General features: G+C 66.5%; 23 protein-coding genes and 1 pseudogene. 13 read left to right on the top strand and 11 right to left on the bottom strand.

The window, feature by feature from the left end:
- Positions 1 to 50 precede the first annotated feature (50 nt).
- The gene (locus tag ABDC78_RS29080) at positions 51 to 1298 is read left to right on the top strand and encodes a glutaminase (protein ID WP_178357676.1); all 1248 of its coding nucleotides are present in this window, start codon (positions 51 to 53) and stop codon (positions 1296 to 1298) included.
- Between the two features lie 50 nt (positions 1299 to 1348).
- Positions 1349 to 1714 carry a cupin domain-containing protein gene (locus tag ABDC78_RS29075; protein WP_178357675.1) on the top strand — a complete coding sequence of 122 codons (366 nt, stop codon included), beginning with the start codon at positions 1349 to 1351 and terminating at the stop codon, positions 1712 to 1714.
- Between the two features lie 16 nt (positions 1715 to 1730).
- Here the strand turns inward: ABDC78_RS29075 and ABDC78_RS29070 are convergent, their stop codons facing one another.
- From ABDC78_RS29070 to ABDC78_RS29060, 3 genes are all read right to left on the bottom strand, one after another.
- On the bottom strand, positions 1731 to 2660 hold the full coding sequence (locus tag ABDC78_RS29070; protein WP_178357674.1) for a serine hydrolase: 930 nt from the start codon (positions 2658 to 2660) through the stop codon (positions 1731 to 1733).
- A 119-nt stretch (positions 2661 to 2779) separates the two neighbouring features.
- Entirely contained in the window at positions 2780 to 3448 is a 669-nt protein-coding gene (locus ABDC78_RS29065; protein ID WP_178357673.1) for an NAD(P)-binding domain-containing protein, read from the bottom strand.
- 91 nt (positions 3449 to 3539) lie between these two features.
- Positions 3540 to 4280 (bottom strand): SDR family oxidoreductase, encoded by a 741-nt coding sequence (locus ABDC78_RS29060; protein WP_178357672.1) that lies wholly within the window; start codon positions 4278 to 4280, stop codon positions 3540 to 3542.
- A gap of 86 nt (positions 4281 to 4366) precedes the next feature.
- Here ABDC78_RS29060 and ABDC78_RS29055 point away from each other — a divergent pair, with 86 nt between their 5' ends.
- A complete protein-coding gene (locus tag ABDC78_RS29055; protein ID WP_178357671.1) occupies positions 4367 to 5248 on the top strand; it encodes a helix-turn-helix transcriptional regulator in 882 nt (293 codons plus the stop codon).
- Positions 5249 to 5291: 43 nt separating this feature from the next.
- Here ABDC78_RS29055 and ABDC78_RS29050 read toward each other — a convergent pair whose 3' ends face one another.
- On the bottom strand, positions 5292 to 5657 hold the full coding sequence (locus tag ABDC78_RS29050; RefSeq protein ID WP_178357670.1) for a DUF1330 domain-containing protein: 366 nt from the start codon (positions 5655 to 5657) through the stop codon (positions 5292 to 5294).
- Between the two features lie 86 nt (positions 5658 to 5743).
- On the opposite strand from ABDC78_RS29050, the gene ABDC78_RS29045 reads away from it, so the two are divergent.
- Positions 5744 to 6370 carry a TetR/AcrR family transcriptional regulator gene (locus tag ABDC78_RS29045; protein ID WP_178357669.1) on the top strand — a complete coding sequence of 209 codons (627 nt, stop codon included), beginning with the start codon at positions 5744 to 5746 and terminating at the stop codon, positions 6368 to 6370.
- Here the strand turns inward: ABDC78_RS29045 and ABDC78_RS29040 are convergent.
- Both ABDC78_RS29040 and ABDC78_RS29035 read right to left on the bottom strand, forming a co-directional pair.
- Positions 6358 to 7716 carry a serine hydrolase domain-containing protein gene (locus ABDC78_RS29040; protein WP_347133549.1) on the bottom strand — a complete coding sequence of 453 codons (1359 nt, stop codon included), beginning with the start codon at positions 7714 to 7716 and terminating at the stop codon, positions 6358 to 6360. The genes ABDC78_RS29045 and ABDC78_RS29040 overlap by 13 nt on opposite strands.
- A 177-nt stretch (positions 7717 to 7893) precedes the next feature.
- A complete protein-coding gene (locus ABDC78_RS29035) occupies positions 7894 to 8613 on the bottom strand; it encodes an SDR family oxidoreductase (RefSeq protein ID WP_178357667.1) in 720 nt (239 codons plus the stop codon).
- Positions 8614 to 8774: 161 nt separating this feature from the next.
- Here ABDC78_RS29035 and ABDC78_RS29030 point away from each other — a divergent pair, with 161 nt between their 5' ends.
- The 4 genes and pseudogenes from ABDC78_RS29030 to ABDC78_RS29015 all read left to right on the top strand — a co-directional run.
- Positions 8775 to 9533: an SDR family oxidoreductase gene (locus tag ABDC78_RS29030; RefSeq protein ID WP_178357666.1), complete on the top strand. Its 759-nt coding sequence runs from the start codon at positions 8775 to 8777 to the stop codon at positions 9531 to 9533.
- Positions 9534 to 9561: 28 nt separating this feature from the next.
- Positions 9562 to 10230, top strand: coding sequence for a nitroreductase (locus tag ABDC78_RS29025; RefSeq protein WP_178357665.1), 669 nt, complete (start codon positions 9562 to 9564; stop codon positions 10228 to 10230).
- Between the two features lie 95 nt (positions 10231 to 10325).
- A complete protein-coding gene (locus ABDC78_RS29020; protein ID WP_178357664.1) occupies positions 10326 to 13118 on the top strand; it encodes a helix-turn-helix transcriptional regulator in 2793 nt (930 codons plus the stop codon).
- A gap of 129 nt (positions 13119 to 13247) precedes the next feature.
- Positions 13248 to 13823 (top strand): annotated as a pseudogene (locus ABDC78_RS29015) (sigma-70 family RNA polymerase sigma factor); the annotation flags it as partial.
- A gap of 141 nt (positions 13824 to 13964) precedes the next feature.
- On the opposite strand, the gene ABDC78_RS29010 reads toward ABDC78_RS29015, so the two are convergent.
- Positions 13965 to 14402: a type II toxin-antitoxin system VapC family toxin gene (locus tag ABDC78_RS29010; protein WP_178357662.1), complete on the bottom strand. Its 438-nt coding sequence runs from the start codon at positions 14400 to 14402 to the stop codon at positions 13965 to 13967.
- Positions 14399 to 14653 (bottom strand): antitoxin, encoded by a 255-nt coding sequence (locus tag ABDC78_RS29005; RefSeq protein WP_178357661.1) that lies wholly within the window; start codon positions 14651 to 14653, stop codon positions 14399 to 14401. Before ABDC78_RS29005 ends, ABDC78_RS29010 begins: the two co-directional genes overlap by 4 nt.
- 132 nt (positions 14654 to 14785) lie before the next feature.
- On the opposite strand from ABDC78_RS29005, the gene ABDC78_RS29000 reads away from it, so the two are divergent.
- Positions 14786 to 15229, top strand: a complete 444-nt coding sequence (locus ABDC78_RS29000) for a hypothetical protein (protein ID WP_178357660.1) — start codon at positions 14786 to 14788, stop codon at positions 15227 to 15229.
- 10 nt (positions 15230 to 15239) lie between these two features.
- On the opposite strand, the gene ABDC78_RS28995 is transcribed toward ABDC78_RS29000, so the two are convergent.
- Both ABDC78_RS28995 and ABDC78_RS28990 read right to left on the bottom strand, forming a co-directional pair.
- On the bottom strand, positions 15240 to 16220 hold the full coding sequence (locus tag ABDC78_RS28995; RefSeq protein ID WP_178357659.1) for a phytanoyl-CoA dioxygenase family protein: 981 nt from the start codon (positions 16218 to 16220) through the stop codon (positions 15240 to 15242).
- Positions 16217 to 17035, bottom strand: coding sequence for a class I SAM-dependent methyltransferase (locus ABDC78_RS28990; protein ID WP_178357658.1), 819 nt, complete (start codon positions 17033 to 17035; stop codon positions 16217 to 16219). Before ABDC78_RS28990 ends, ABDC78_RS28995 begins: the two co-directional genes overlap by 4 nt.
- A 110-nt stretch (positions 17036 to 17145) precedes the next feature.
- Between ABDC78_RS28990 and ABDC78_RS28985 the strand changes: the two genes are divergently transcribed.
- Both ABDC78_RS28985 and ABDC78_RS28980 read left to right on the top strand, forming a co-directional pair.
- Positions 17146 to 17994, top strand: a complete 849-nt coding sequence (locus ABDC78_RS28985; RefSeq protein WP_256735916.1) for a methyltransferase domain-containing protein — start codon at positions 17146 to 17148, stop codon at positions 17992 to 17994.
- Positions 17995 to 18074: 80 nt separating this feature from the next.
- The gene (locus tag ABDC78_RS28980; protein ID WP_218620443.1) at positions 18075 to 19226 is read left to right on the top strand and encodes an acyltransferase; all 1152 of its coding nucleotides are present in this window, start codon (positions 18075 to 18077) and stop codon (positions 19224 to 19226) included.
- Here ABDC78_RS28980 and ABDC78_RS28975 read toward each other — a convergent pair.
- Positions 19186 to 19809: a TetR-like C-terminal domain-containing protein gene (locus ABDC78_RS28975; protein ID WP_178357656.1), complete on the bottom strand. Its 624-nt coding sequence runs from the start codon at positions 19807 to 19809 to the stop codon at positions 19186 to 19188. The two genes, ABDC78_RS28980 and ABDC78_RS28975, sit on opposite strands and share 41 nt — an antisense overlap.
- A 44-nt stretch (positions 19810 to 19853) precedes the next feature.
- On the opposite strand from ABDC78_RS28975, the gene ABDC78_RS28970 reads away from it, so the two are divergent.
- Entirely contained in the window at positions 19854 to 20981 is a 1128-nt protein-coding gene (locus ABDC78_RS28970) for a hypothetical protein (RefSeq protein WP_178357655.1), read from the top strand.
- On the top strand, positions 20978 to 21955 hold the full coding sequence (locus ABDC78_RS28965) for a TIGR03617 family F420-dependent LLM class oxidoreductase (RefSeq protein ID WP_178357654.1): 978 nt from the start codon (positions 20978 to 20980) through the stop codon (positions 21953 to 21955). Before ABDC78_RS28970 ends, ABDC78_RS28965 begins: the two co-directional genes overlap by 4 nt.

Here is a 21955-nt window from a genome sequence, read left to right as displayed (position 1 = left end):
ACACTGCAGTGTCAGACATCGATGCAGAGGACCAGTCGAAGGAGAGATCGATGAAATCGCCGGTGCCCGATTACCTCGACGAGATCATCGAGACGTTCAAGGATGATCGTCAGGGGGAGTTGGCCGACTACATACCGGAATTGGCGCGCGCTGATCCGGACACGTTCGGCATCGCCCTGACGGTGGCTGACGGGCGGACGCACAGCGCTGGGAACGACGACTACACGTTCTCGATCCAGTCGATCTCCAAACCGTTCGCCTACGCTGCGGCGTTGACGGATCTGGGTCTGGACGCGGTTCACGAGACCGTCGGAGTCGAACCTTCTGGTGAGGCCTTCAACGAGTTGTCCCTGGAGCACGGGACCAGACGTCCGAAGAACGCCATGATCAACGCCGGCGCGATCGCGGTGCATCAACTGCTGGTCGGCCGGTCATCGAACGTGGAAGAACGTGTCGAGCGAGTCCGCTCGTTCTTCTCCGAGCTGGCCGGCCGTGAACTGTCCGTGGATGAGGCAGTGTGCCGGTCTGAACTGGACACAGCCGATCGCAATCTGGCGATCGCGCACATGCTGAAGAACTACGGCATCATCGACGATGCTCCACACGACGTCGTGGAGGGCTACACGCGGCAGTGCTCGATCGGCGTGAATGTCCGCGATCTGGCCATGATGTGCGCCACGCTGGCGAACATGGGGGTTCACCCGGTCACTGGTCAGCAGGTCGTCAGCCGCCGGGTAGCCCGCCAAACGCTGTCGGTGATGACCGTCTGTGGGATGTACGACGCGGCCGGAGAATGGCTGACCACGGTCGGGATTCCCGCCAAGAGTGGTGTATCAGGCGGGTTGATCGGGGCGCTACCGGGGCAATGCGGTCTGGCGGTGGTGTCGCCGCCGCTCGATGAGCACGGCAACAGCGTGCGTGGCGTCCGCGCCTTCCGCAAGCTCTCCGACGACATGGGCATGCACCTCGCCGAAGCCGAACCCCAGGGCGCCACAGTTGTCAGGGATTTCTATGTCCGCGGCGAGAAAGAGGCGGTACTGGAGCTGCAGGGCACCGTGCAGTTCAGCGGTGCGGAGGCAGTCCTGCACGCCTTGGAGAATGACACCACCGGCACAGACCGGCTCACTTTTGATCTCAGCCGGGTCGACCGCGTCAACGACGTGGCCCGCCGGATGCTGTTGGAGGCCAAACGCCGAGCAGAACTCGACGGCCGCACCACTGATCTGGTCGACCCCGACGGCGTTCTCACCTCGTCCGACGTCGACGCGGCGAAAGAGGCAGCGTCCGAATCGCATTGATACGCGTCACGCCGTGCAGAATCGGACTGACACATCAGGAGGAGAACTCAATGGCTGTCCACAATCCCGCAATGCAGAAGGCATCTCTGGCTCGCATCGACAGTGATGTGCACGGCCTGATCTCGAAGCGTACGGCCGAACTCGACGGCGTTGCGGTCACGGAGGTGACGTTCGACGTCGGCGCGCGATGGTCGAATGATCTGCAAGCCTATGCAGGAACGGAACTGTGCGAGTTGCCCCACGTGGCGTACGTCGTATCCGGGACGCTGGCGGTGCGGATGGCCGACGGTGCGGAGGAGACCTTCGGCGCCGGTGACGTCATGCTGCTCCCGCCGGGCCACGACGCGTGGACCGTCGGCGAGCAACCGTGCACGTTCGTCGAATTCTCCCGCGGTAACGACTACTACGCACCGTGACGGCCGCAGAACGGGTTTAGATCTTTCCGCCGGGGAACATCGTCTCGACGGCCTGGGTGATGTGCTCGCGTGCCGTGGCTTCGTCGGTGGGGTCCAGGGAGCTGATCGCCATCACGTAGCGACGGTCGGGTCCGATGGCGCCGGTGGACACATGTAGCTGGTTGCCGCCGTTCCAGCAGCAGAACCAGCCCTGCTTGACGGCAACCGGCTCGCCGTAGAGCCCTTCAGGGATGCCGAACCGCTGCGGGTACCCGTCGTTTCCCGTCGGTGTGGACTGCGCGAGGTTGCCGATGATGATGTTGGCCTGTTCGGCTGGCAGTCCTCCGGTGCCGTTCAACAGTTTGTCGTAGTAACTCACGAGATCGCTTGCGGTGCTGGTTGTCACGTCCCAGCGTCCGTTGGAGGGCGCGGTGGTTCCAGGCAACCCGTACCGCGCCTTGACGCGGGCGATGACGGCGTTCTGGCCGCTGCGATCCCAGAAGCTCTGGGCTGCGCTGTCGTCGGAGGAGCGCAGCATGATGTCCAGTGACCTGCGGTCGGCAGGGGAAAGTTCCGTTTCCCCCTGCGACTCCCGCAGCAGCAGGTCGTCGGCGATGAACAGCTTCACCACCGACGCGATCGGGAAGGATGAGTTGGTGCCGTCGGAGACGAGCTGTCCGGTGTCACGGTCCAGCACAGCGGTCTCGATGTCGGCCCCCGAGGAGGCTGCGTCAGCGGTGGCTTGGCGGACCCGGGCATCGAGTCCGTCGAACGACGGCGCGGGTTGGGCGGGCGGCGGGGCTTCGGGCAGCGCAGGCAGTGAAGCCGGCGGGGCCTGGGGCAGCGACTGCGGAGTGTTCTCCGCAACCGGCGGCGCACCATGCACCTGGGCACATCCAGTGGCGAGCATTGCCACACAGATGATCGCCAGTCCCGTCATCGCCCGATTCGGTAGCCGCCGGCGCATAGTTCTCCCTCGAGTGAATTCCTGAACCAGGGGAGCGGGGGTCGAAGCTGCGCCCACCGGTTAACCCAGCCTAGTTGACCGATCCTGGCAGGCACCTGGCTGAGCCCGCGACGACTGACTCACGCCGTACGCGCGCTCCATTCCGCTGTCCGCTCCGGGCTCGCCTCGGCGAGCGCAGTACGGGTGTTCTCCGCGTCCAGGTCCTTGCCGTAAACCGGCGTGCCGGGCTGCTGACGCCACGATTCGGAGATCGGGCCGGCATCAACAGGATCGAACCCGAGTTGGTCGGCGATGTCGTGGACGAGTTCACGGCCGGGCCCGTCCTCACCCGCGATCGGCAGCGCGATGCGGTCGGGTGTGCCGCTGGGCTTCCCGCTCTCGAGCAGGTGCTTCCACCAGATCCCGTTGAACACCTTGTACACCGGTGCGCCAATGAGCTCGGCGACCCATGCACTCTCGACCTGACCGTCTTCGATCGCGGTGATCTCACCGTCACGCTGCTGGGGGTAGTAGTTGTTGGTCTCGATCACCGGCGCACCCGGCTTGCGGGCATCGACGATTCCGGCCGCGAGGTCGGGGACGTTCTTCTGCGGGATGCTCACCACGACGAGGTCGGCGTCGGCCGCGGCGTCCTTGGCCCACGCCGCCGTTGCACCGGTTTCGGCAGCGAGGTCGGCCAGAGTCTCAGGGGAGCGCGAGTTCGACACCGTCACCTCGTGTCCGAGTTCCCGGAACCTGCGTGCCAGCGTGCCGCCGATGAGTCCTGCCCCGATGATGCCGATCTTCATGTATCGCCTCCGTGCGTTGGGTTCACCCTGCGTCGGGCAACGTCCGGCCGGTAGGCACTATTCCGGGTGGGCTTCGACGACCGCGATTCGGCTACCACGGGTAGAGGTCGCCGGTGTCGCCGCGGAACTCGGCGGTGGGCCCGTCATCGTCGATGAGGGCCATCGTCACTGCGACGGTTGCTCCGTCAGCCGGGTCGCCGGCTCCCGGAGTGGGCAGTCCACCGTTGAGTTCAGTGGCCCGGTAGCCCGGGCAGACCGCGTTCACCTTGATGCCGGCACCACGTAATTCGTTGGCGTACAACACGGTCAACGCATTGAGTGCTGATTTCGAGGACTGGTAGGCAGCCTGGTTCAGCTTGGTGATCTCGACAGTCGGGTCGGCGATGAGAGCGATGGATCCCATTCCGCTGGAGACGTTGACTATCCGCGGCGAACCCGATCTGCGCAGCAGCGGGAGGAATGTGTTGGTGACGGTGACGACCCCGAAGACGTTGGTCTCGTAGGTGCGCCGCAGATCATCGACGGTCACCTCCGATGCGGGGTCGGCGCCGCTGGTGATGGCGGCGTTGTTGACCAAGATGTCCAGACGGCCGTCGGTGTGATCGATCTGTTCGGCGGCGGCGATAACGGACGCGCTGTCGGTGACGTCGAGGTGAACGAACTCGACGTCGAGCCCCTCAGCGGTCAGGTCGGCGGCGGCCGCCTGTCCACGGACTGCATCGCGGGCCGCGAGATAGACATGCACGCCCTGCCCGGCGAGCTGGCGGACGATGTGGTTCCCGATTCCCTTGTTGCCACCGGTGACCAGTGCGATTTTGGTTGAATTGCTCATTCCTCAAGGTTTGCGCGGGCGGCGGCCCCGTGCCAGGCACAAGCTGTGTCAGGTAGGGACCGGCGCTCCGCGGCATACTGACACTCATGGATCAACGGCCGATGGCGAGGTTCCTGAGGGATCGCCGCGCTCGGCTCGATCCCACCGACGTCGGCCTCCCCCTCGACGGTCCCCGCCGAACCGCCGGCTTGCGACGCGAGGAAGTCGCAACGCTCGCACACATCTCCGCGTCGTACTACTCCCAGCTCGAACAAGCCCGTGCGTCGCGTCCCTCATCAGACGTGCTCAACAGCTTGAGTCACGCGTTGAGGCTGAGCGATGACGAGCGCACCCTGCTGTTCACCTTGTCCGGGCGCTCACCCGACAGCGACACGACGAACCCGCGACGCGACGTGACGCCCAGCGTGCTCGACCTGATCAACCGGATGCCCGGCACCGCCGCACTGATCCTCGACGCCAAGTTCGACATTCTCGCGTGGAATCACCTGGCAGCAGCCCTTTTTGAAGACTTCTCCACTGTGGAGCAGCCGAAGCGCAACCTGATCAGAGCGTTCTTCCTCGAGGCTGACACTGCGCAGCGCCACTACGGCGTCAATGGAAGCGAGGATTTTGCGAAGCTCGCCGCCAGCCAGCTCCGCGCCGCGGCCGAACGGTATCCCCGCGACGGCGAGATACGCGCGCTCATCGCGGAATTACGTTCCACCAGTGCTGAATTCGAGAATCTGTGGCATCAGGTCGACACTGTAGTCCCTCGTCACCAGATGAAGTCGATGACCCACCCCATGGTGGGGCCACTCGAATTGCACTGCAATCTGTTGATGGTTCCGGACCGCGACCAACACATCGTTGTCTTCACCGCAGAGCCAGGCACGCCTTCACATCAGGCGCTGTCGCTGTTGTCGGTGATCGGCACTCAGAACATGACCTCTGTCGGCGGCGGCCGACCACCGATGCAACAACCCGATTAGAGGCGGACCCCGGGATATCGCCACCGACGCATTCACGGGCGGATCACAGGGCGGGGGTGGTGGGCTGCAGCACGGCAACGGCGACCGACTCGGCGCGCAGGTGTTCGAACTCCTGGTAGTCCGGATCGTTGACCATGTCGACGAAGTTCTGCCGACTCGGGTAGCTGATCAGCGCGACCATGTCCCAGTCGCCTCCTTCAGCGGCGACGAGCGATGGATGCCCGACGCCGCCGTAGACGACTGACACGCCGTAGCGATCCTTGACGCCGGAACTGCTGAAGCGCTCGATGTATTGCAGGTACTTGGCAGCGCCATCAGGCACGAAGCGCAGCAGATTCAACATCACCACGGGGCTATTCGGGTCAGCGGCGACAAAGTTCTCGAGATCGGATGCATCGAGGACGGACATGTGAGGACTCTCCTTCGTAGTTACTTGCTAGACGACACACAACTTAGCGGAGGGCTCCGACACGTGAATGGGGGAGAATGTCCGCCATGACTGACGCGCAGGTGGGCAGGCGAACGCAGGCCGAACGCCGCGCGGAGACTCGACGGCGAGTACTCGATGCCGCGACGTCGTTGGTCGCCGCCCACGGGTCGCGGGCGGTGTCGCTGGCTGCTGTCGGCGAGGCCGCCGGCTACAGCCGCGGCATCGTCAACCATCACTTCGGCAGCAGGGCCCGGCTACTCGAAGAACTCATCAAGCACACTCAGCAGTTCGACGTCCCGACCGACGCCCTCACAGGGTTGGACCGCTTGACGCAGTTCGTCGAGGCGTACCTGAGCGGCATGCACGAACGCTCGCCACGCTCGGAGGCGTTCTTGAAGCTGTGGACCGAGTCGGCGGGAGCGGAACCGTCGCTCGCACCGTTGTTCGCCGAGCGCGATGCAAGCTTTCGAGACCTACTCGAGCAGTACGTCCAGGACGGGATGGACGATGGCTCGATCCGGCCTGAGGCCAGCCCGCACGTCGCTGCCGTGGCGGTCATCGGATTGCTCCGGGGCACCGCGATGATGGCTCTCTCGACGGCCCGCGACGTCTCGGTGGCCGAACTCTCCTCGGAGGTTGCGCGAAGCGTCGGACGCAGCCTGGCGGCGGAGGCGAAACCTCAGCTGCCGTAAAGGCCCAGAATCTGGGCTGTCGTCGTCGCGACGTCGCCGCTCAGCGCCGCGATGGGTGGACCGCCGCGCTGGTGGATCACGTTGGCCAGGATGACGACGTAGGTGTTCGATCCCGGGTCCATCCACAGCGTCACGCCGGTGAAGCCGGTGTGGCCGAAGCTGCCGACGGGAAAGATCATGCCGCGTGGTCGGGAGTGGGCTGTATCGATATCCCAACCGAATCCGCGGAGGTCCTGTCCCGCCAGCGCCGGATAGTTCGGAGCGGTCGCTTCTCGGGAGGCATTGTCGGCTGCCTCGAGCTGTCCCGCGGTGTGTCCCGGCTGCTGCGGGCTGGTCATCACTTCCAGGGTGGCTTGCGTCAGCGGAAAGGTGCTCGGCCGCCCGGCGAGACGATCAAGGAGCGCCTGCGCGTAGCGGCCGACGTCATCTGCTGTCGAGAACACCCCGGCGCTGCCGGTCGCCCCACCCATGCGGCGGGCCGTGGGGTCGTGCACGGTGCCGCGAAGCAGGTGCCCGAAGTCGGGGTTGAGGCCCGGAGTGTCGCCGTCATGCGCCGTCGGTGCGATGCGTGGCAGGAGCGCGGTGCTCCACGTACCCGCCGGACACTGACCCGACCAGGGCGCGTTCTGTCCGAGGGTGATCGCGGTGCCCCGGATCTGGTGCGGCCCGCATGCTTTGGCCGCCGGAAGGTAGCGGGTGTCTGACATTCCCAGCGGTGCCAAAACATTCGCAGGCACATATGTACCCAGCGGCTCGCCGGTGATCTTCGTGATGATCGCGCCGACCAGGATGAAGTTGATGTCGGAGTAGTGGAAGGCCGTTCCGGGATCGAACACCACCCATGCCCCGAGCGCTCGGCGGATGCCCTCGGCCTCATCGGCTGGGTCGAGCCCCCAGGGACCGTCCAGGCTCAGATCTCCCGCAATGCCCGACGTGTGTGTCAGCAACATCCGCAGTGTCACCTGCGCCCGTCGCGGGTCGTTGGCGGGATTGAAGTCCGGCAGGTACCGCTGCACCGGCTCGTCGATCTGAACCAGGCCCTTCTCATGGAGCTGCAGAAAAGCCGGCGTCGTCGCGACACTCTTGGTCAACGATGCCAGGTCGAAGATCGTGTCCTCGGTCATCGGCTCAGCGGGCGTTGGAACCCCGTGGAGTCCCGGTTCGTCCGCGAGCTTGCGCGAGCCGAACGCCTCCCGGAAGACGACCTTGCCTGCGTGCCCGATCTGGACCACTGCGCCGGGCATCCGTTGCGCCGCAATCGCATCGTTCACCAGACGGGAGACGGGTGAGAAATCGGCCCCCGTATTCACCTCGGGAACGGGAGCCACCGCGGGAACGGACGTCACCTGGGGAACGGTGGTGGCCGACGTAGTGGTGTCTGCCGGCGGCTGCGTGGCGTGCCCGCACGACGTGGCCGCGATCAGCGCGAGGACGACGGTTCCACTGGCGTAGAACCGGGCGACGCGCGACTTTGACACTGTCACCAGGTCAACGGTAGCCGGGCACTCTGCGAGGCGTCCAGGTCAGATCGCGGTCCCGCCACCGTCGACGTGCAGCACCGCTCCGGTGATGAAACTCGCTCGCGGGGAGGCCAGGAACAGAACGGCGTGTGCAATCTCCTCGGGCTCGGCCACCCGGCCCAAAGGCAGTGCGCGGCCGAGCTCTTCGTTGGTGTCGCCCCATTCGGCGATCACGCCTGCAGTTCGTGTAGGCCCCGGCGCGACTGCGTTGACGCGGACTTGGCTGCTCCCGAACTCAGCGGCCCAGGTGCGGGTCAGCGACTCGAGGGCCGCTTTCGACGAGCTGTAGACCGAAGCGGCGGGAACTCCTTTGGAGGCCACCATCGACGTGATGTTGACGATGCTGCCGTGCTGTCGCTCGAGCATGCCTCGGGCCAGTGCAGCGGTCAGGAAGTAGCACCCGCGCACGTTGGTGTCGAAGGTGCGCGTGAAGGAGCCGGCGGCCTGGTCGACGGTCAGCGCACCGGGAAAGCTGGCCGCGTTGTTGACGAGTACATCGATGTCGCCTGCCTGCCGTACCAGCGCTCTGACGGAGTCGACATCGGCGATATCGGCCTGGATGAGGCGGATTCGTTCGTGAGTCGCGGCCGCGGCCGCCCCGCGAGCGGCGTCGCGGCCGGTGATCGACACCTCGGCGCCGGCCTCGGCCAGCAGCCGAGCACTGGCCAGGCCGATCCCGGCGGTGCCGCCGGTGACGAGCGCTCGACGATCGTGTAGTTCCATGACTGTCCTCTCCTCGGTCATCTGCAGAAACCGCCCAGGCCCCGCTTGGTCATCCGGCAGTGACGACGGCCTCAGGGGATGAATCGGCGTCGGGCGCGGGGTTCTGGCGGTCGGAGGCGGTGATCACGTCGCCTCACATCAAGCGAACAGAAGAGGTCACCATGAGGATCGTTGTCATCGGCGGTACAGGCCGAATCGGATCGAAGGTGGTTCAGGGGCTGACCGAGCGGGGTCACGACGTCGTGGCTGCGGCACCGTCTACCGGTGTCAACGGCTTCACCGGTGAGGGATTGTCCTCCGTGCTGGTGGGGGCGCAGGCGGTTGTGGACGTCACCAACTCACCGACCTTCGAGGAGGCGGCTGCTCAGGAGTTCTTCAACGTGTCGACCACCAATGTGCTTGCTGCGGAAACGCAGGCCGGCGTCGCGCACCATGTGGCGTTGTCGGTGGTCGGAACCGAGCTGTTGGCCCGCGAAAGTGGTTATTTCAAAGCGAAGTTGGCGCAGGAATCGCTGATCGCCACCGGTGGCGTCCCGTACACGATCGTGCGGGCGACGCAGTTCTTCGAGTTCCTCACCGTCATCGCGGATTCCGCGACCGTCGACGGCACGGTGCGGCTACCGGATGCACTGATACAGCCCATGGACACCACCGATGTCGCCGAAGCTGTGGCCATCGCTGCGGTGAACCAACCGGTCAACGGGATCGCCGAAGTCGGTGGCCCCGAACAGTTCCGACTCCCCGAATTGATCCGTACCGCGCTCACAGCGCGTGGCGACAGCCGCGAGGTGGTCGCCGATCCCGCTGCACGCTACTGGGGCGTCGACATCAGCGAGCGCACCCTGGTCCCCGGACCCGGGGCGACGTTGTTCGACATCCGCTTCGAGGACTGGATTCTCGAGAAAGCGGCCAGAAGCTGAGCGCATTATCGACCACGATAGGAACACCATGGACGTTTACGAGGCGGTCACCACCCGCCGTGCCGTACGCGGGTTCACCGACGAGCCTGTGCCCGCGGAGATTCTGGAGCGCGTTCTCGCTGCGGCCGCATGGGCGCCTTCGGGGTCGAATCTGCAGCCGTGGCGCATCTACGTCGTGACCGGGCAACCGTTGGCCCGACTGAAGAAGCGGGCAGTCGAACGTGTTGCCGCCGGAGATCCCTGGGATGAGCGGGAGTTCGAAATGTACCCTGCCGCATTGGAACCGCCGTACAGCGACCGGCGCCGCGATTTCGCCGAACAACGCTACGGCGCCCTCGGCATCGTGCGCGACGACTGGGAAGCGCGGCATCGCGCATCAATCGGCAACTGGGATTGCTTCGGGGCGCCCGCCGCGCTATTCTGCTACGTCGACCACAGGCTGGGATTGCCTCAGTGGGCCGACGTCGGTATGTACCTGCAGACCGTCATGCTGTTGCTTCGTGCCGAAGGATTGCACAGCTGTCCTCAGATGGCGTGGTCGACCACCCGCGAGACCGTCGCAGAAATAGTAGAGCCGGCCGAGGGACTCACGTTGTTCTGCGGCATGTCCATCGGGTACGAGGACCTCACCGTCGGGTATGCCCGCACCGGCCGGGCGCCATTGCCCGAGACGGTCACGTTCATCACGGACGGCTAGACCGCGGGCGCGTCCTCTCGTTACCATCCATCCGGGCCGAGGCTTTGACCAGGCACACAGACGGTGGAATTCCCGAGCGGACGCGGTGGTGCGAAATGTCGAGCCGAGCTCGAGGACGAGCGCTGCACGGCCGGAACGCAGAGACCGCGGCGCTGCACGAGGTGACGTCCACCGTGCGAACGGGCAGGCCGCACGTACTCGTGCTGCGCGGTGAGGCGGGCGTCGGCAAGACAGCTCTGCTCGGTTACCTGCTGGAGCAGGCCGAGGGTGTGCGCTGCGTCCAGGTCTCCGGCGTCGAGTCCGACATGGAGATGGCGTACGCGGGCCTGCACCAGTTGTGTGCCCCGCTGTTGGGGCACCTCGACGACCTGCCGCCCCCGCAGCGTGACGCGCTTTCGGTCGCCTTCGGAATGGGCGTCGGCCCTGCGCCCGAACGCTTCCTCGTCGGATTGGCGGTGTTGAGCCTGCTCGCGGCGGCGGTACGAGATCGGCCGCTGCTGTGTGTCATCGACGACGCCCACTGGCTGGACCAGGTATCGGTGCAGACGCTGAGCTTCGTCGCGCGCAGGTTGATGGCCGAGCCGGTGGCATTGGTGTTCGCCGCACGCAACGAGGGGGCCGAGGTCCTGACAGGACTGCCCGAACTGCCCGTCCACGGTCTGCCGCCCGCCGACGCGCGAAACCTGTTGGACCAGGTGATGATCGGCGGTATCGACCCGGGTGTCAGAGACCGAGTGGTCGCCGAAACCCGCGGCAACCCGCTGGCATTGCTCGAAGTGCCGCGCGCGTACACCGCGGCGGAACTCGCCGGCGGATTCTGGACTGTCGACGCGCAGACCTCACCGAGTCGGATCGAGGAGAGTTACGTCCGGCGGATCCAGGCGTTACCGGACGAGACACGTCGACTACTCCTGATCGCCGCTGCCGAACCCGTGGGCGATTCCGCCCTGTTCTTGCGCGCTGCCGCGATGCTCGGTATCGCTGTGGACGCGCTGGCCCCCGCGGAATCGGCCGGTGTGATCGAGTTCGGCCCCCGCATGCGCTTCTATCACCCGCTGATGCGCTCGGCCGCCTACCGTGCCGCCGATCTCACCGACCGCCGAGCGATCCACGGGGCGCTTGCCGCCGCCACCAAAGCCGACTCCGATCCCGACCGTCGGGCTTGGCACGCGTCCAACTCGGTGGCCGGTACCGACGACGCGATCGCCGCCGAACTCGAGGCATCGGCAGGCCGGGCGCAGAGCCGGGGCGGAATCGCCGCGGCCGCCAGCTTCCTGGAGCGTGCGGCTGTGCTAACCGCCGATCCCGAGCTTCGTGGAAGCCGGGCTCTGGCTGCTGCGCAGGCCAAACGCGACTCCGCAGCAACCGCGACGGCCTATGAACTGTTGACCATCGCTGAGTCGACGCCGTTGTCGGAACTCCAGCGCGCCCGCGCCGCCCGGCTACGTGCCCAGATGCAGTTCGAGGGCAGCCGGGCGGGGGACAGCGGGGCGCCGTCGGTCGGGGAAACCGCACCGGCGTTGCTCGAGGCCGCGGAGCAATTGGAGGACGTCGACGGCTTCGCCTCTCGTGAGACCTACCTCGAGGCGTTCGCCGCGCTGATGTACGCCGGCCGACTGGGGGAGCCCGGGGCTCTCCTCGACGCTGCGGAAGCGGCCCGCTCGGCCATGGCCCGCACATCGGAGTTGCCACGCGCGGTGGACCTCTTCTTCCGCGGGATGACCGAGCGGATCACCGGTGGGGTCGGCGCTGTCGAGAATCTGCGCACCGCGCTGGACGCGATGCGCGAGTTGGCATCGGCCGATCCCGGTCAGCTTCTGCGGTGGCTTGTACCGGCGTTCCCGATCTTGCAGGAATCTGCGGCCCACGAGTTGTGGGACGAAACGCTGGTCGATTCACTGTCGGCGGCGGTGGTATCCCAGGCCCGGACCGCGGGCGCCTTGGCGGGCCTCCCGAAGGCGCTGGTGTACCGGGCCGGTGTGCAGCTCTTGCTCGGCGAATTCGCCACTGCGGCAACGCTGATCGCCGAAGCGCAGACCATCACGGCGGCCACCACACATAACGGCCCGGTCCGGTACTACGCACTCACGCTGTCCGCATGGCGCGGGGATGCCGTGGAGGCCCTGCGGTTGATCAACGCGGCCGCTGCCGACGCGGTAGCACGTGGCGAAGGACGCCTGGTCGGGTTGACCGGGTATGCGACCGCGGTGCTGTACAACGGACTCGGCCGCTACCGGGAAGCCTTCGCCGCGGCGCGTGATGCCTGCGAGTATGAGGATCTCGGTTTCTACAGCTGGTGTCTGCACGAGCTGGTGGAAGCCGCCGTGCACACCGGGGATCTGGTCACTGCGCAGTGGGCGATCACCCACATCGAGGATCGCGCCGGTTCCAGTGGAACCCCCTGGGGTCTCGGCGCGATGGCCAGTGCCAGGGCCATGCTGGCCGACAACGAAGATGCCGACCGGTTGTTCAACGAAGCCCTCGATCATCTGGGCCGATCGCGAGTGGTGGTGCACCGAGCGCGGACGCACCTGGCCTACGGGGAGTGGTTGAGGCGCATGAACCGCCGCGGTGATGCCCGCCGTCACCTCAACGACGCCCACGGGATGTTCATCCAGATGGGCGCACAGGCCTATGCCGAGCGGGCCCGCAAAGAGTTGATCGCCGTCGGCGAGAAGGTCCGAAAGCAGCCGCTGAGCTCGGGCGACGAGCTGACGGCGCAGGAGGCGCAGATCGCACAGTTGGCCGCCGACGGTCTGACCAACCAGGAGATCGGTGCCCAGTTGTTCATCAGCGTGCACACAGTCGAATGGCATCTGCGGAAAGTGTTCGTGAAGCTGGGCATCACGTCGCGCAGGCAGCTGCGCACCGTCACGTGGTCCGGCTGACACCACTGACTACGGGCACCACGAACCTTTGACCACGGGTGACCAAGGGTCCCCCCAGCGTTGTATGCCGACAGTCTGATTTCGACGGCCCATCCGGGTTCGCAGCGAAATCAAACCGGAGGTACTTCCATGAACGCCATCGCCCATGACGCCGTCGTCGACGAGGCCGTCCTCAACGACGCCGAACTCAAAGCCCGGTTCACCACGGACGTCTTGCCGCTGGCCGACGTCCTGCAGCGAGGAGCCCGACGGCTCACCCGTAACGACGCCGACGCCGAGGATCTGCTTCAGGAGACGCTGATCCGTGCCTACAAAGGTTTTCGTCACTTCAATGACGGCACCAACCTCAAGGCATGGCTGTTCCGGATCCAGCACAACCAGTGGATCAACGCCTACCGGTGGAAGGAGCGCCGGCCCGCTGAAGTGCTCTCCGAGGAGATCACCGACCGTGAACTGGCGGGCTACGGCGCGCACCTGTCCACCGGCCTGCGCTCCGCCGAAGCGGAAGTGCTGGATTCGCTGCCCGACAGCGAGGTCCGCGATGCCCTGGGCCGGCTCTCCGAAGGCTTCCGGATGGTCCTCTACTACGCCGACGTCCAGGGCTACACCTACGCTGAAACCGCCGTGCTGATGGACATCCCGATCGGGACCGTGATGTCGCGGGTGTCGCGGGCGCGCACGCAGCTTCGTGGCGCCCTGGCCGACACCACGTCTGCCCGCGGCCGTTCCGTGTGCGGTCCCGCCGTTGCCCGTCACCGACGGCCGCAGGGCAACCCGGCGACCCGCCGCGCCACAGTCGGGGCATGCAGCGCACGATGTGCGCCCCGTGACATCAGCGCGCAGAGCTCAGCCGAGTAGCGACTCCGGCACGTCCCGCTGCACGCCTTTGAATCTGTCGAAGTCGTTGTCGTAGCTGACGATACGAGCACGGTGTTCGAGCGCAAGTGCCGCCAGGTGGGCATCGTTGACGAGGTTGCCCCCTGCTCCGACTGTCGACAGTAGGCCGGAAAGGAGGTCGGCGTGCCGGGCGGTCGGGTTGACGGTCGTGGCACCCGGTGCCGAGCACCATGCGGTGATCTGCGCCATGGCATCGTCGGGACTCATCGGTGACGGGAACAGTCCGTGCTTTGTGGCGAGGCGGGCGAAGGCCAGCATAGGTACCCACGCGAGTCCGACGACGTCTCTACCCGACAGGGCACCATCGAGCCATCGTCGGCATGCGTCGTGGTGGTCCGAAGACGAGTTCACTGCGTAGAGAAGCACATTCGCGTCGACGATTCTCATGCGCCCTGACGCAACCGGCGGACGAGTTCGTCGTCCTCGAGTTCAGCGGCGAGTTGGAGGGCGCGATCCAAACTCACTGACGGCACCCCGAGATCAGCCGTTCGGGTGACGAATGCGGCCGGTTCTGGCCTGCGGGCAGCGCTCTCGCGGATGGCGTTGTTCAGCGCTTCCTTGAAAGAAAGGCCGTCCTCGGACATTCGTCGCTTGATCACCGCCAAGGTGTCGTCGTCGAGTGTCACAGTAGTGCGCACCGTGACAGCATAGCATCACACACCATGACAGCATGCTGTCATCACGGGTCACCCCTGCGAATGGATCAGTAGAGTTGGCCCCTTCGGCGCGGCATCGCTAACACTGCTGTGGCCGCCGTCGATAACAGAGGCATGATCCGACTCCGTTTTGCCGGCGCGCTCGCGGTCGCGATGGCCGCGCCCTGGTGGGGGACGGCAACGGCCCAGGCAGAGACCTTCGCGCAACTCGAGCGAGTGCCGGTGGTGGCGTCCCCGACTTGCGCCGGCACGGTCAGCGCCGAGGCCCAGGTGACGCCGGTGCAGGTCGACGAAGCCCGTGTCGAGGGCGGTGTCCGCGTGGCGATCCACTACGACGCCGGTATCTACGACGGTTCCTGCGCGCTGACCGTGACCGCGACCTGGGAGAACCTCGACACCGGGGCCTCTGGCAGCGATGACATCACCGCGGTGTCGACCATCGACGGGCACTACGGCTTCGTCGGCTACGCGAACACCACGTTCGAGACGGGTGACGGCACGATCGTCGTCACCGTCAGTTCCCACCCGGGCACCGAGATGCGGATCACCGCTCTCTGACGCTGACTGCCTATCGGGCGTTCGGCCGTGCCAGCAGTGGGTTCCGGGGGCTCGCTACGATCTGGCCCGGATCGACGCCGGGGATGAACTTGCGCCAGTCACCGCTGACCATGGTCGGGCTGGGCACGACCCGGGTGCCGTCGGCGAAGTACGTCGTGGCAAGCACGACGCGGTCGGCGGTCGTCCGGTTCGGCCCGGCGGTGTGGAAGCAGCTGGCCGCGTGGAAGCTGACCTCGCCCACCGCGAACGGCCCGTCCTCGACCTGAACGGCATGTGCGCGAAACGCTTCCGACACCCCTCGGTCGTAGGACGTACCGTGCTTGTCGAATTCCAGACCTGCGACCAACTCTCCGACATCGGAGCCGCGGGCGAAGGCCAGCGGGCCCATCTCGCGAGGGGTGGGCTGCAGCGGGATCCAGGCCGTCAGCACATCGGGCGAGTCCAGCGGAAAGTGGTGGGCGTCGTGGTGCCAGGGGGTGCGTCCCGCGCCGGGCTGCTTCGACAGTGCGTTGTCGTGGTAGAGCCGCACCTGACCCGTGCCCAGCAGGGCCGCTCCGATGCCGCCGATGCGCGGCGACAGGACTGCTGCGCGAATCAGGTCGTCATCGAGCCACATCATCTCGCGGCTCTGGAAACCGACCGCGGGATCGACTGCGGCGTCGAGCAATTCGCGCAACCGGGCCCGCAGCCGCTCGACGGTGCCGGGGGTCAGAACGCCGGGCAACTTGATGAACGCGTCAGCCTGGAAGCGCCGGATGTGGGCGTCGGTGATCGGGTACGGGTCGGCGAGTTCCGCGGCGACCTCGTCGTCGGAGGGCAGCGGACCCGGATCGTGCGGCACGGGATCGACGAGGGGGCCGTCGGGCTCAGGGCCGTCGGCCAGCGACATGTACCAGTCCCACCACTGGTCGTTGCCGCGATCCCATTCGACGGCAACGTTGGACGCGGTGCCCGCAGCGGTGGACTCGGACAGGTGCGGGTTACGAATCATGGCTGCTGCCAGGTGATCAGGTGGGCTTCGTGCTGAAACGCATAGGCGCCATCGGTGTCCCGGCAGTCGGCCAGGTACTGCCCGAGCACGTCGCTGGCCTCCATCTGATCCAGCGATACCGCGTCGTCGAACGCGCAGCGCTGCAGGAACCCCTCGGCGACCACACGATCGGATGTCCCCGTGCGGTAGTGCAGCACGTGGACCTCGATCGGTGCGCCCGCTGCGCGAAGGGCGGACGCAACACCCTCGGCGTCGGTGTAGGGAGTGGCGTCGGGCGCGAACGAGGCGCGGTAGGCGTCGTAGAAGGTCAGGTAGTGCGACCGCGACGACGCCTGCGCGACGGCTCCGAACCCGCCGGGACGAAGGGCGCCGACGATTCTGGCGACACCGGTGGCCAGTTCGGCAGGAGGCAGCGCGTAGAGCGCATGGGTGGCCCAGGCGACGTCGTATCCGGTGCCGACGAAGTCCTGCAGGAACACTTCGTGCTCGCCCGTGGCGACGAACGGTGGCGCGAGCGCCTGGCGCGCCTCGGCGATGCTGAACGCGGAGGGATCGAGCAGGTCGACCTCGACGACGGGATGCGCGGGCAGTCCCGCAGCCAGCAGTGCCGTCGGGAACTTCCCGCTCCCACACGCCACGTCGAGCAGGCGCACCGAACCGTCGACGGCGTGCTCGGCCAGGTCGGCCTCCCACTGCCGGGCGGCGGCGAGTTGCCGGTAGTCCTCGGTGGCCAGCGCATAAAAGGCCTGCATCTCCGATCGGCCGGCTTCGCTCCAGTGGTCCAGGCTGCGCTGGGCGGTATCGGATCGGCTCATGGCTCAACCCAACCACGGATTCCGAGGGTCGATTCTTACGCAACGGTGTCGGCATCGGGCATCGTGCCGTTCGACAGGGTTTTCGGGGCACACTGGCGTCAGTGACAGTGATGGGTCCGCCCCTGACCCTCGACGAACTGAGGGCACAGATCCTCGACCGGCCGGACCTGCCGGCGTTGACCCCGGAGCGGTACGCACACACCCACGCCCTGTACGAGGCGGCCAGCGATCAGCGGCCGCGACTGCAGTCCTGGCTGGCCACCGCGCTGCCGCCGATGCTTGCGCACTGTGACCCCGTGCGGGTCGTCGGCGTCGGCGTGGGTGACGGCAGTGTCGATGCGCCGCTGGCAGCCGCGCTCGCCGCGGATGGACGACGGGTGCGCTACACCGGGGTCGAACCGCACGCACCGTCGGCGGCGGATTTCGCTGCGAGGCTGACCGCAGTCGATGCGGGGACGCTGACGCCGACCGTCGTCATCGGAGAGTTCGCCGACCACGAGGCCGGTCAGCCCGCCGACCTGGTGCACTTTGTGCATTCGCTCTACTACGTCGCTGACCTGCCCGCGGCGGTGGACCATGCCCTGAGCATGGTCAAGCCCGGCGGTCTGCTGCTGGCCGCGATCGCGCCGCTGGAGCCGCTGTGCGTGCTGACCGAGATGCTCTGCCCGTGGGCCGGGCTGAAACCGTGGTTCGCCGAGGACGTCCGGTCCGAACTCGAGCTCCGCGGCCTGTCTCCGCGCACCGAAACCCTGGTCGGACACCTCGATGCCCGCGAGGCACTGAGTGATCCGCTCGGACGCGGCGAGGCGGTGCTGGACTTCCTCATCGGTGCTCGTTCGCGAGCGCTACGACCCGACGCCCGCGGGCGGCTGCTCGACTACCTGCACGACATCTCGTTGCCCGGCACCCCCGGAATCCTGCCCCATCCCGTCGATCTGCTGCTCACTCGCGTTCCCTGACTCCTGACGTACCGTCGAGTGCCGGAGGTGCATGAGGACGGAGGGGCCGGGTGTGGTGGCGTGACGCTGCTTCCCAGGGTGTGACCAAGCTGGACCGCCTTGTTGCGGCGACCCCGGACTCGCGTGACCGGGTGGTCGACGCCACCCGCGCCGTGTGCATCGTGGTGGTGGTGCTGTGGCACTGGACATTGTCAGTAACCCATCGAACCGCCGACGCCAGCTTGGTGATGCCCAATCCGATCCACGTGACGCCGGGCAGCTGGGTGGCGACCTGGGTGCTGCAGGTGATGCCACTGTTCTTCGTGGTCGGCGGGTACGCCAATCTGGTGGCCTTCCAGCGGGCTCGGACGCGCGGAACCACGGCCGGACAGTTCGTCGGCGGCCGGCTGCGCCGGGTACTGTGGCCCACCGCTGTGTGGGCCGTCGCCTGGCTGGGCAGCGAAATCCTCGCAGCAGCTCTCCTGGGTGAGCACCGGTGGATGTGGCAGTGGTTTCCCGGCTATCTCATTCCGCTGTGGTTTGTCGGCGTCTACACGGTGCTGATCATGCTGGTACCGGCCACTGCGGCGCTGCACGCGTGTGCAGGCAAGTCGGTGCTGGTCGTGCTGGTGGCGCTGATCGTGGGCGGCACGGTCCTGGATCGCGGCGCGGGCCTGGAATGGGCCGGATGGGTCACCGCAGTGCTGGTGTGGTTGTTCTGTCACCAACTCGGCTACGCATGGCGCAGTTGGCAACTCGGGCGGCGGCCGCTGGTCGCCCGGGTGGCAGTTGCCGCGGCGGGCCTGGCCGCGCTGATGGGATTGATGGCCGCGGGGTTCCCGCGGTCGATGGTGGCCACCGTCGGAGCCGCCGAATCGAACCTCTTCCCGACCAACGCCACGATCGCGGCGCTGGCGGTTTTCCAGCTGGGGTTGCTCATTCTCATCACGCCGGCCGCAGAGCGGCTGCTACGAAGGCCCGCGTGGTGGAAGCCGGTGGTGGCTCTCAACGCGGTCGCGATGACGGTTTTCGTCTGGCACATGACCGCCTACCTGGCGGTGGTGTTGATCTACGAGCGGACAGGGGCCACGTTGTCGGCCGAGCCCAGCGGCGCCTGGTGGGCACAGCGTGGGCTGTGGCTCGTCGCCCCGCTCTTGGTCCTGGTCGTGCTGATCGCCGTATTCGCCCGCGTGGAGTTCGCGGCCCGGCGCCCTAACGAGAACCGCGCGCCATCGAGGTCCACCCGGAGCTGATCAGGGTGGTGAGGTCGTCGGCCCACGCCGCGTCCAGCGGGGCGTCGTGGCGCACGATGATGCGGAAGATCGCGCTGCCGACAACGACTTCCGCGAGCAACGGCAGGGTGCCATCGTCGTTGGGCAGGCCGGGCGTCCGGTCAATCCTGGTCCGGAAGGTGGCGAGGCTCTCGGCGAAACGAGACGTCATTCTGCTGTGCACATCCGGATCAGCGACGGTGTCGGCGATCAGTGCCGGGAGTGCGACCCGGACCTCGGGCCGGTCGAACATGATGCGTGTCGCTTCCACCAATGCCCGGATGTCCTCCACGACGTCACCGGATGCACTGGGCATGGCCGTGACCTCTGCGGGCAGGATCGCCTCGTGAACGAGTTGGGCCTTGCCCGACCAGCGCCGGTAGATCGCGGCGGTGGTGGTGCCGGCGCGAGCCGCGATCGCGGACAGCGACAGCGCGGGATAGCCCGTCTCCAGTAGAAGGTCGCGGGTGGCTTGAATGATCGCGGCGTCGATCTTGCTGTCGCGCGGTCGACCTGCAGACGATCGGATTGGTCCCTTGTCTTCCGCGGACCGATCTGTTCTCATAATTACAATATAGCTCGCATCGTATTGTTATTGGGGAGACAGTTGTGTTCTTGAGTCCGCTGGACGAGTACCCGATCCACCAGGCGCCGGTGCCGATCAGCGCCCCGGTGACCTCGGATCGCAACTTCTACGATCGGTCGTACTTCAATGTCCTTGACCGCCAAGGCCGTTTCATGGCGCTGACCGGTATCGGCTACTACCCCCGCCTGGGCGTCAAGGACGCCTACATGGTCATCCGGCGAGGAGACACTCAGACCGCCGTCCGCTTCAGCGATGCGATCGACGGCGACCGTCTGAATCAGAACGTCAACGGGTACCGACTCGACGTTGTCGAACCGTTGCAGGAACTGCATCTGACCGTCTCGCACACCGAGGGTATCTCCGCTGACCTCAGGTGGCGGGGTCTGTTCTCGGCCGCACTGGAGCATACGCACCAGATGCACTCGGAACGGCGAGTCACGTTGCAGGCGTGCCGTTTCGCCCAGCTCGGAACCTGGGAGGGTTGGATCGACGTCGACGGCGACCGCCTCAGCGTCGACACCACCAGCTCAGTGGGCAGCCGCGATCGTTCGTGGGGCATCCGGCCCATCGGTGAGGCAGAGCCCGCTGGCCGGCCCGACACCGCCTTCGGCGGGATGTGGTGGCTGTATCTACCGCTGGCGTTCGATGACTACCAACTCTTCCTGATCATTCAGGAGGATCCCGACGGCCATCGCAGCCTCTACGACTGCACCCGACGTTGGCGCGACGGCAGGGTCGAACAGCTCGACGGTGTGCGGGCGACCATCCGGTACACACCGGGCACCCGGATTCCCTACGGCGCGCACATCGAGATGATGACACGCTCCGGGAGCAGGCTGCAGCTCGACGTCGAATCGAAACTGTTCGCGCCGATCGCCTTTGGCAGCGGGTACGGCGGGGATTCCTCCTGGATGCACGGCACGTGGAAGGGCGGGCCGTTCTCTGAACGCGTCTCCTACGATCTGACGGATCCCGAGGTTCTGGCGCGAGCACCTTTCAGCCTGATCGACCACGTCGGTCATGCCGTCTGCACCGAGTCCGACGGCAGCACACAGCAGGGCGTCGGACTGTTCGAGCATGCCGTCATCGGGCCGCACCATCCATCGGGTTTCGCCGACTGGACCGACGTCCCGGCGGAGGCGACATCGTGAAGGTCATGACCGCCTTGTTCGGCCCCACCGATGCGGTCGAACGGGCGGCGCTGCTTCGGGAAGCCGGAGCTTCCGGGGTGTTCACGTTCGAGGGCCCGAGGGAGGTCTTCACTCCGCTGGTTCTGGCGTCGACCGTCAGGGGCCTGGACCTGATGACCAATGTGGCAATCGCGTTTCCGCGCAACCCGATACAGCTGGCCCACGAGGCAAACGATCTGCAGGAGATCTCCGAGGGGCGGTTCATCCTCGGCCTCGGCACCCAGATCCGCGCGCAGATCGAGAAGCGCTACGGCGCCGAGTTCGACCGCCCGGTGGGGCGGATCAAGGAGATGGTCGGCGCACTGCGGGCGATCTTCGCGGCCTGGAACGAGGGCGAGCGACTCGACTTCCGTGGCGAGTTCTACCGGCACACGTTGATGACACCGACGTTCAATCCGGGACCGAATCCCTATGGGCCTCCGCCGATCTACCTCGGGGCGCTGGGCCCGCAGATGACCCGGGCAACCGCCGAAGTCGCCGACGGCCTACTCGTGATGCCTTTCGGGTCGAAGAAGTTCCTGCACGAGAAGACCATGCCTGCGGTCCGGGCGGGACTGGCGGCCGCAGGACGAGACGCCGGCGACTTGGCGGTGGTGCCCGAGATCATCGTGTCGGTGGGTGAGGATCACACGTCGACACGGATGCTGCTGGCGTTCTACGGCTCCACACCCGCGTACCGTCCGGTGCTGGACGCGCATGGCTGGGGTGACCTGCAACCCGAACTGAACGCGATGTCCAAGCAGGGGCGGTGGCAGGAAATGGCCACACTGATCGATGACGAGGTGCTCCACACGATCGCCGCCTGCGGCACCCCGGCCGAGGTGGCCGCGCACATCCGAGATCGCGTGGACGGCGTATCGGACCGGATCTGCCTGTATCAACCCGGGCCGATCGCGGTGGACGCGCTGGCTGAGATCATCGACGCGTTGGGCTGA

The sequence above is a fragment of the Mycobacterium sp. DL genome (assembly GCF_039729195.1).
Taxonomy (GTDB): Bacteria; Actinomycetota; Actinomycetes; order Mycobacteriales; family Mycobacteriaceae; genus Mycobacterium; species Mycobacterium hippocampi_A.
The sequence above is the reverse complement of the archived record's forward strand: the minus strand, read 5'-3'. Positions and strand labels throughout refer to the sequence as shown.

What these genes read in the sequence shown, in the direction of transcription:
- ABDC78_RS29080 (WP_178357676.1), top strand. Translation starts at nt 51, where the DNA reads ATGAAATCGCCGGTGCCCGATTACCTCGACGAGATCATCGAGACGTTC.
- ABDC78_RS29075 (WP_178357675.1), top strand. Translation starts at nt 1,349, where the DNA reads ATGGCTGTCCACAATCCCGCAATGCAGAAGGCATCTCTGGCTCGCATC.
- ABDC78_RS29070 (WP_178357674.1), bottom strand. Translation starts at nt 2,660, where the DNA reads ATGCGCCGGCGGCTACCGAATCGGGCGATGACGGGACTGGCGATCATC.
- ABDC78_RS29065 (WP_178357673.1), bottom strand. Translation starts at nt 3,448, where the DNA reads ATGAAGATCGGCATCATCGGGGCAGGACTCATCGGCGGCACGCTGGCA.
- ABDC78_RS29060 (WP_178357672.1), bottom strand. Translation starts at nt 4,280, where the DNA reads ATGAGCAATTCAACCAAAATCGCACTGGTCACCGGTGGCAACAAGGGA.
- ABDC78_RS29055 (WP_178357671.1), top strand. Translation starts at nt 4,367, where the DNA reads ATGGATCAACGGCCGATGGCGAGGTTCCTGAGGGATCGCCGCGCTCGG.
- ABDC78_RS29050 (WP_178357670.1), bottom strand. Translation starts at nt 5,657, where the DNA reads ATGTCCGTCCTCGATGCATCCGATCTCGAGAACTTTGTCGCCGCTGAC.
- ABDC78_RS29045 (WP_178357669.1), top strand. Translation starts at nt 5,744, where the DNA reads ATGACTGACGCGCAGGTGGGCAGGCGAACGCAGGCCGAACGCCGCGCG.
- ABDC78_RS29035 (WP_178357667.1), bottom strand. Translation starts at nt 8,613, where the DNA reads ATGGAACTACACGATCGTCGAGCGCTCGTCACCGGCGGCACCGCCGGG.
- ABDC78_RS29030 (WP_178357666.1), top strand. Translation starts at nt 8,775, where the DNA reads ATGAGGATCGTTGTCATCGGCGGTACAGGCCGAATCGGATCGAAGGTG.
- ABDC78_RS29025 (WP_178357665.1), top strand. Translation starts at nt 9,562, where the DNA reads ATGGACGTTTACGAGGCGGTCACCACCCGCCGTGCCGTACGCGGGTTC.
- ABDC78_RS29020 (WP_178357664.1), top strand. Translation starts at nt 10,326, where the DNA reads ATGTCGAGCCGAGCTCGAGGACGAGCGCTGCACGGCCGGAACGCAGAG.
- ABDC78_RS29010 (WP_178357662.1), bottom strand. Translation starts at nt 14,402, where the DNA reads ATGAGAATCGTCGACGCGAATGTGCTTCTCTACGCAGTGAACTCGTCT.
- ABDC78_RS29000 (WP_178357660.1), top strand. Translation starts at nt 14,786, where the DNA reads ATGATCCGACTCCGTTTTGCCGGCGCGCTCGCGGTCGCGATGGCCGCG.
- ABDC78_RS28995 (WP_178357659.1), bottom strand. Translation starts at nt 16,220, where the DNA reads ATGATTCGTAACCCGCACCTGTCCGAGTCCACCGCTGCGGGCACCGCG.
- ABDC78_RS28990 (WP_178357658.1), bottom strand. Translation starts at nt 17,035, where the DNA reads ATGAGCCGATCCGATACCGCCCAGCGCAGCCTGGACCACTGGAGCGAA.
- ABDC78_RS28985 (WP_256735916.1), top strand. Translation starts at nt 17,146, where the DNA reads ATGGGTCCGCCCCTGACCCTCGACGAACTGAGGGCACAGATCCTCGAC.
- ABDC78_RS28975 (WP_178357656.1), bottom strand. Translation starts at nt 19,809, where the DNA reads ATGAGAACAGATCGGTCCGCGGAAGACAAGGGACCAATCCGATCGTCT.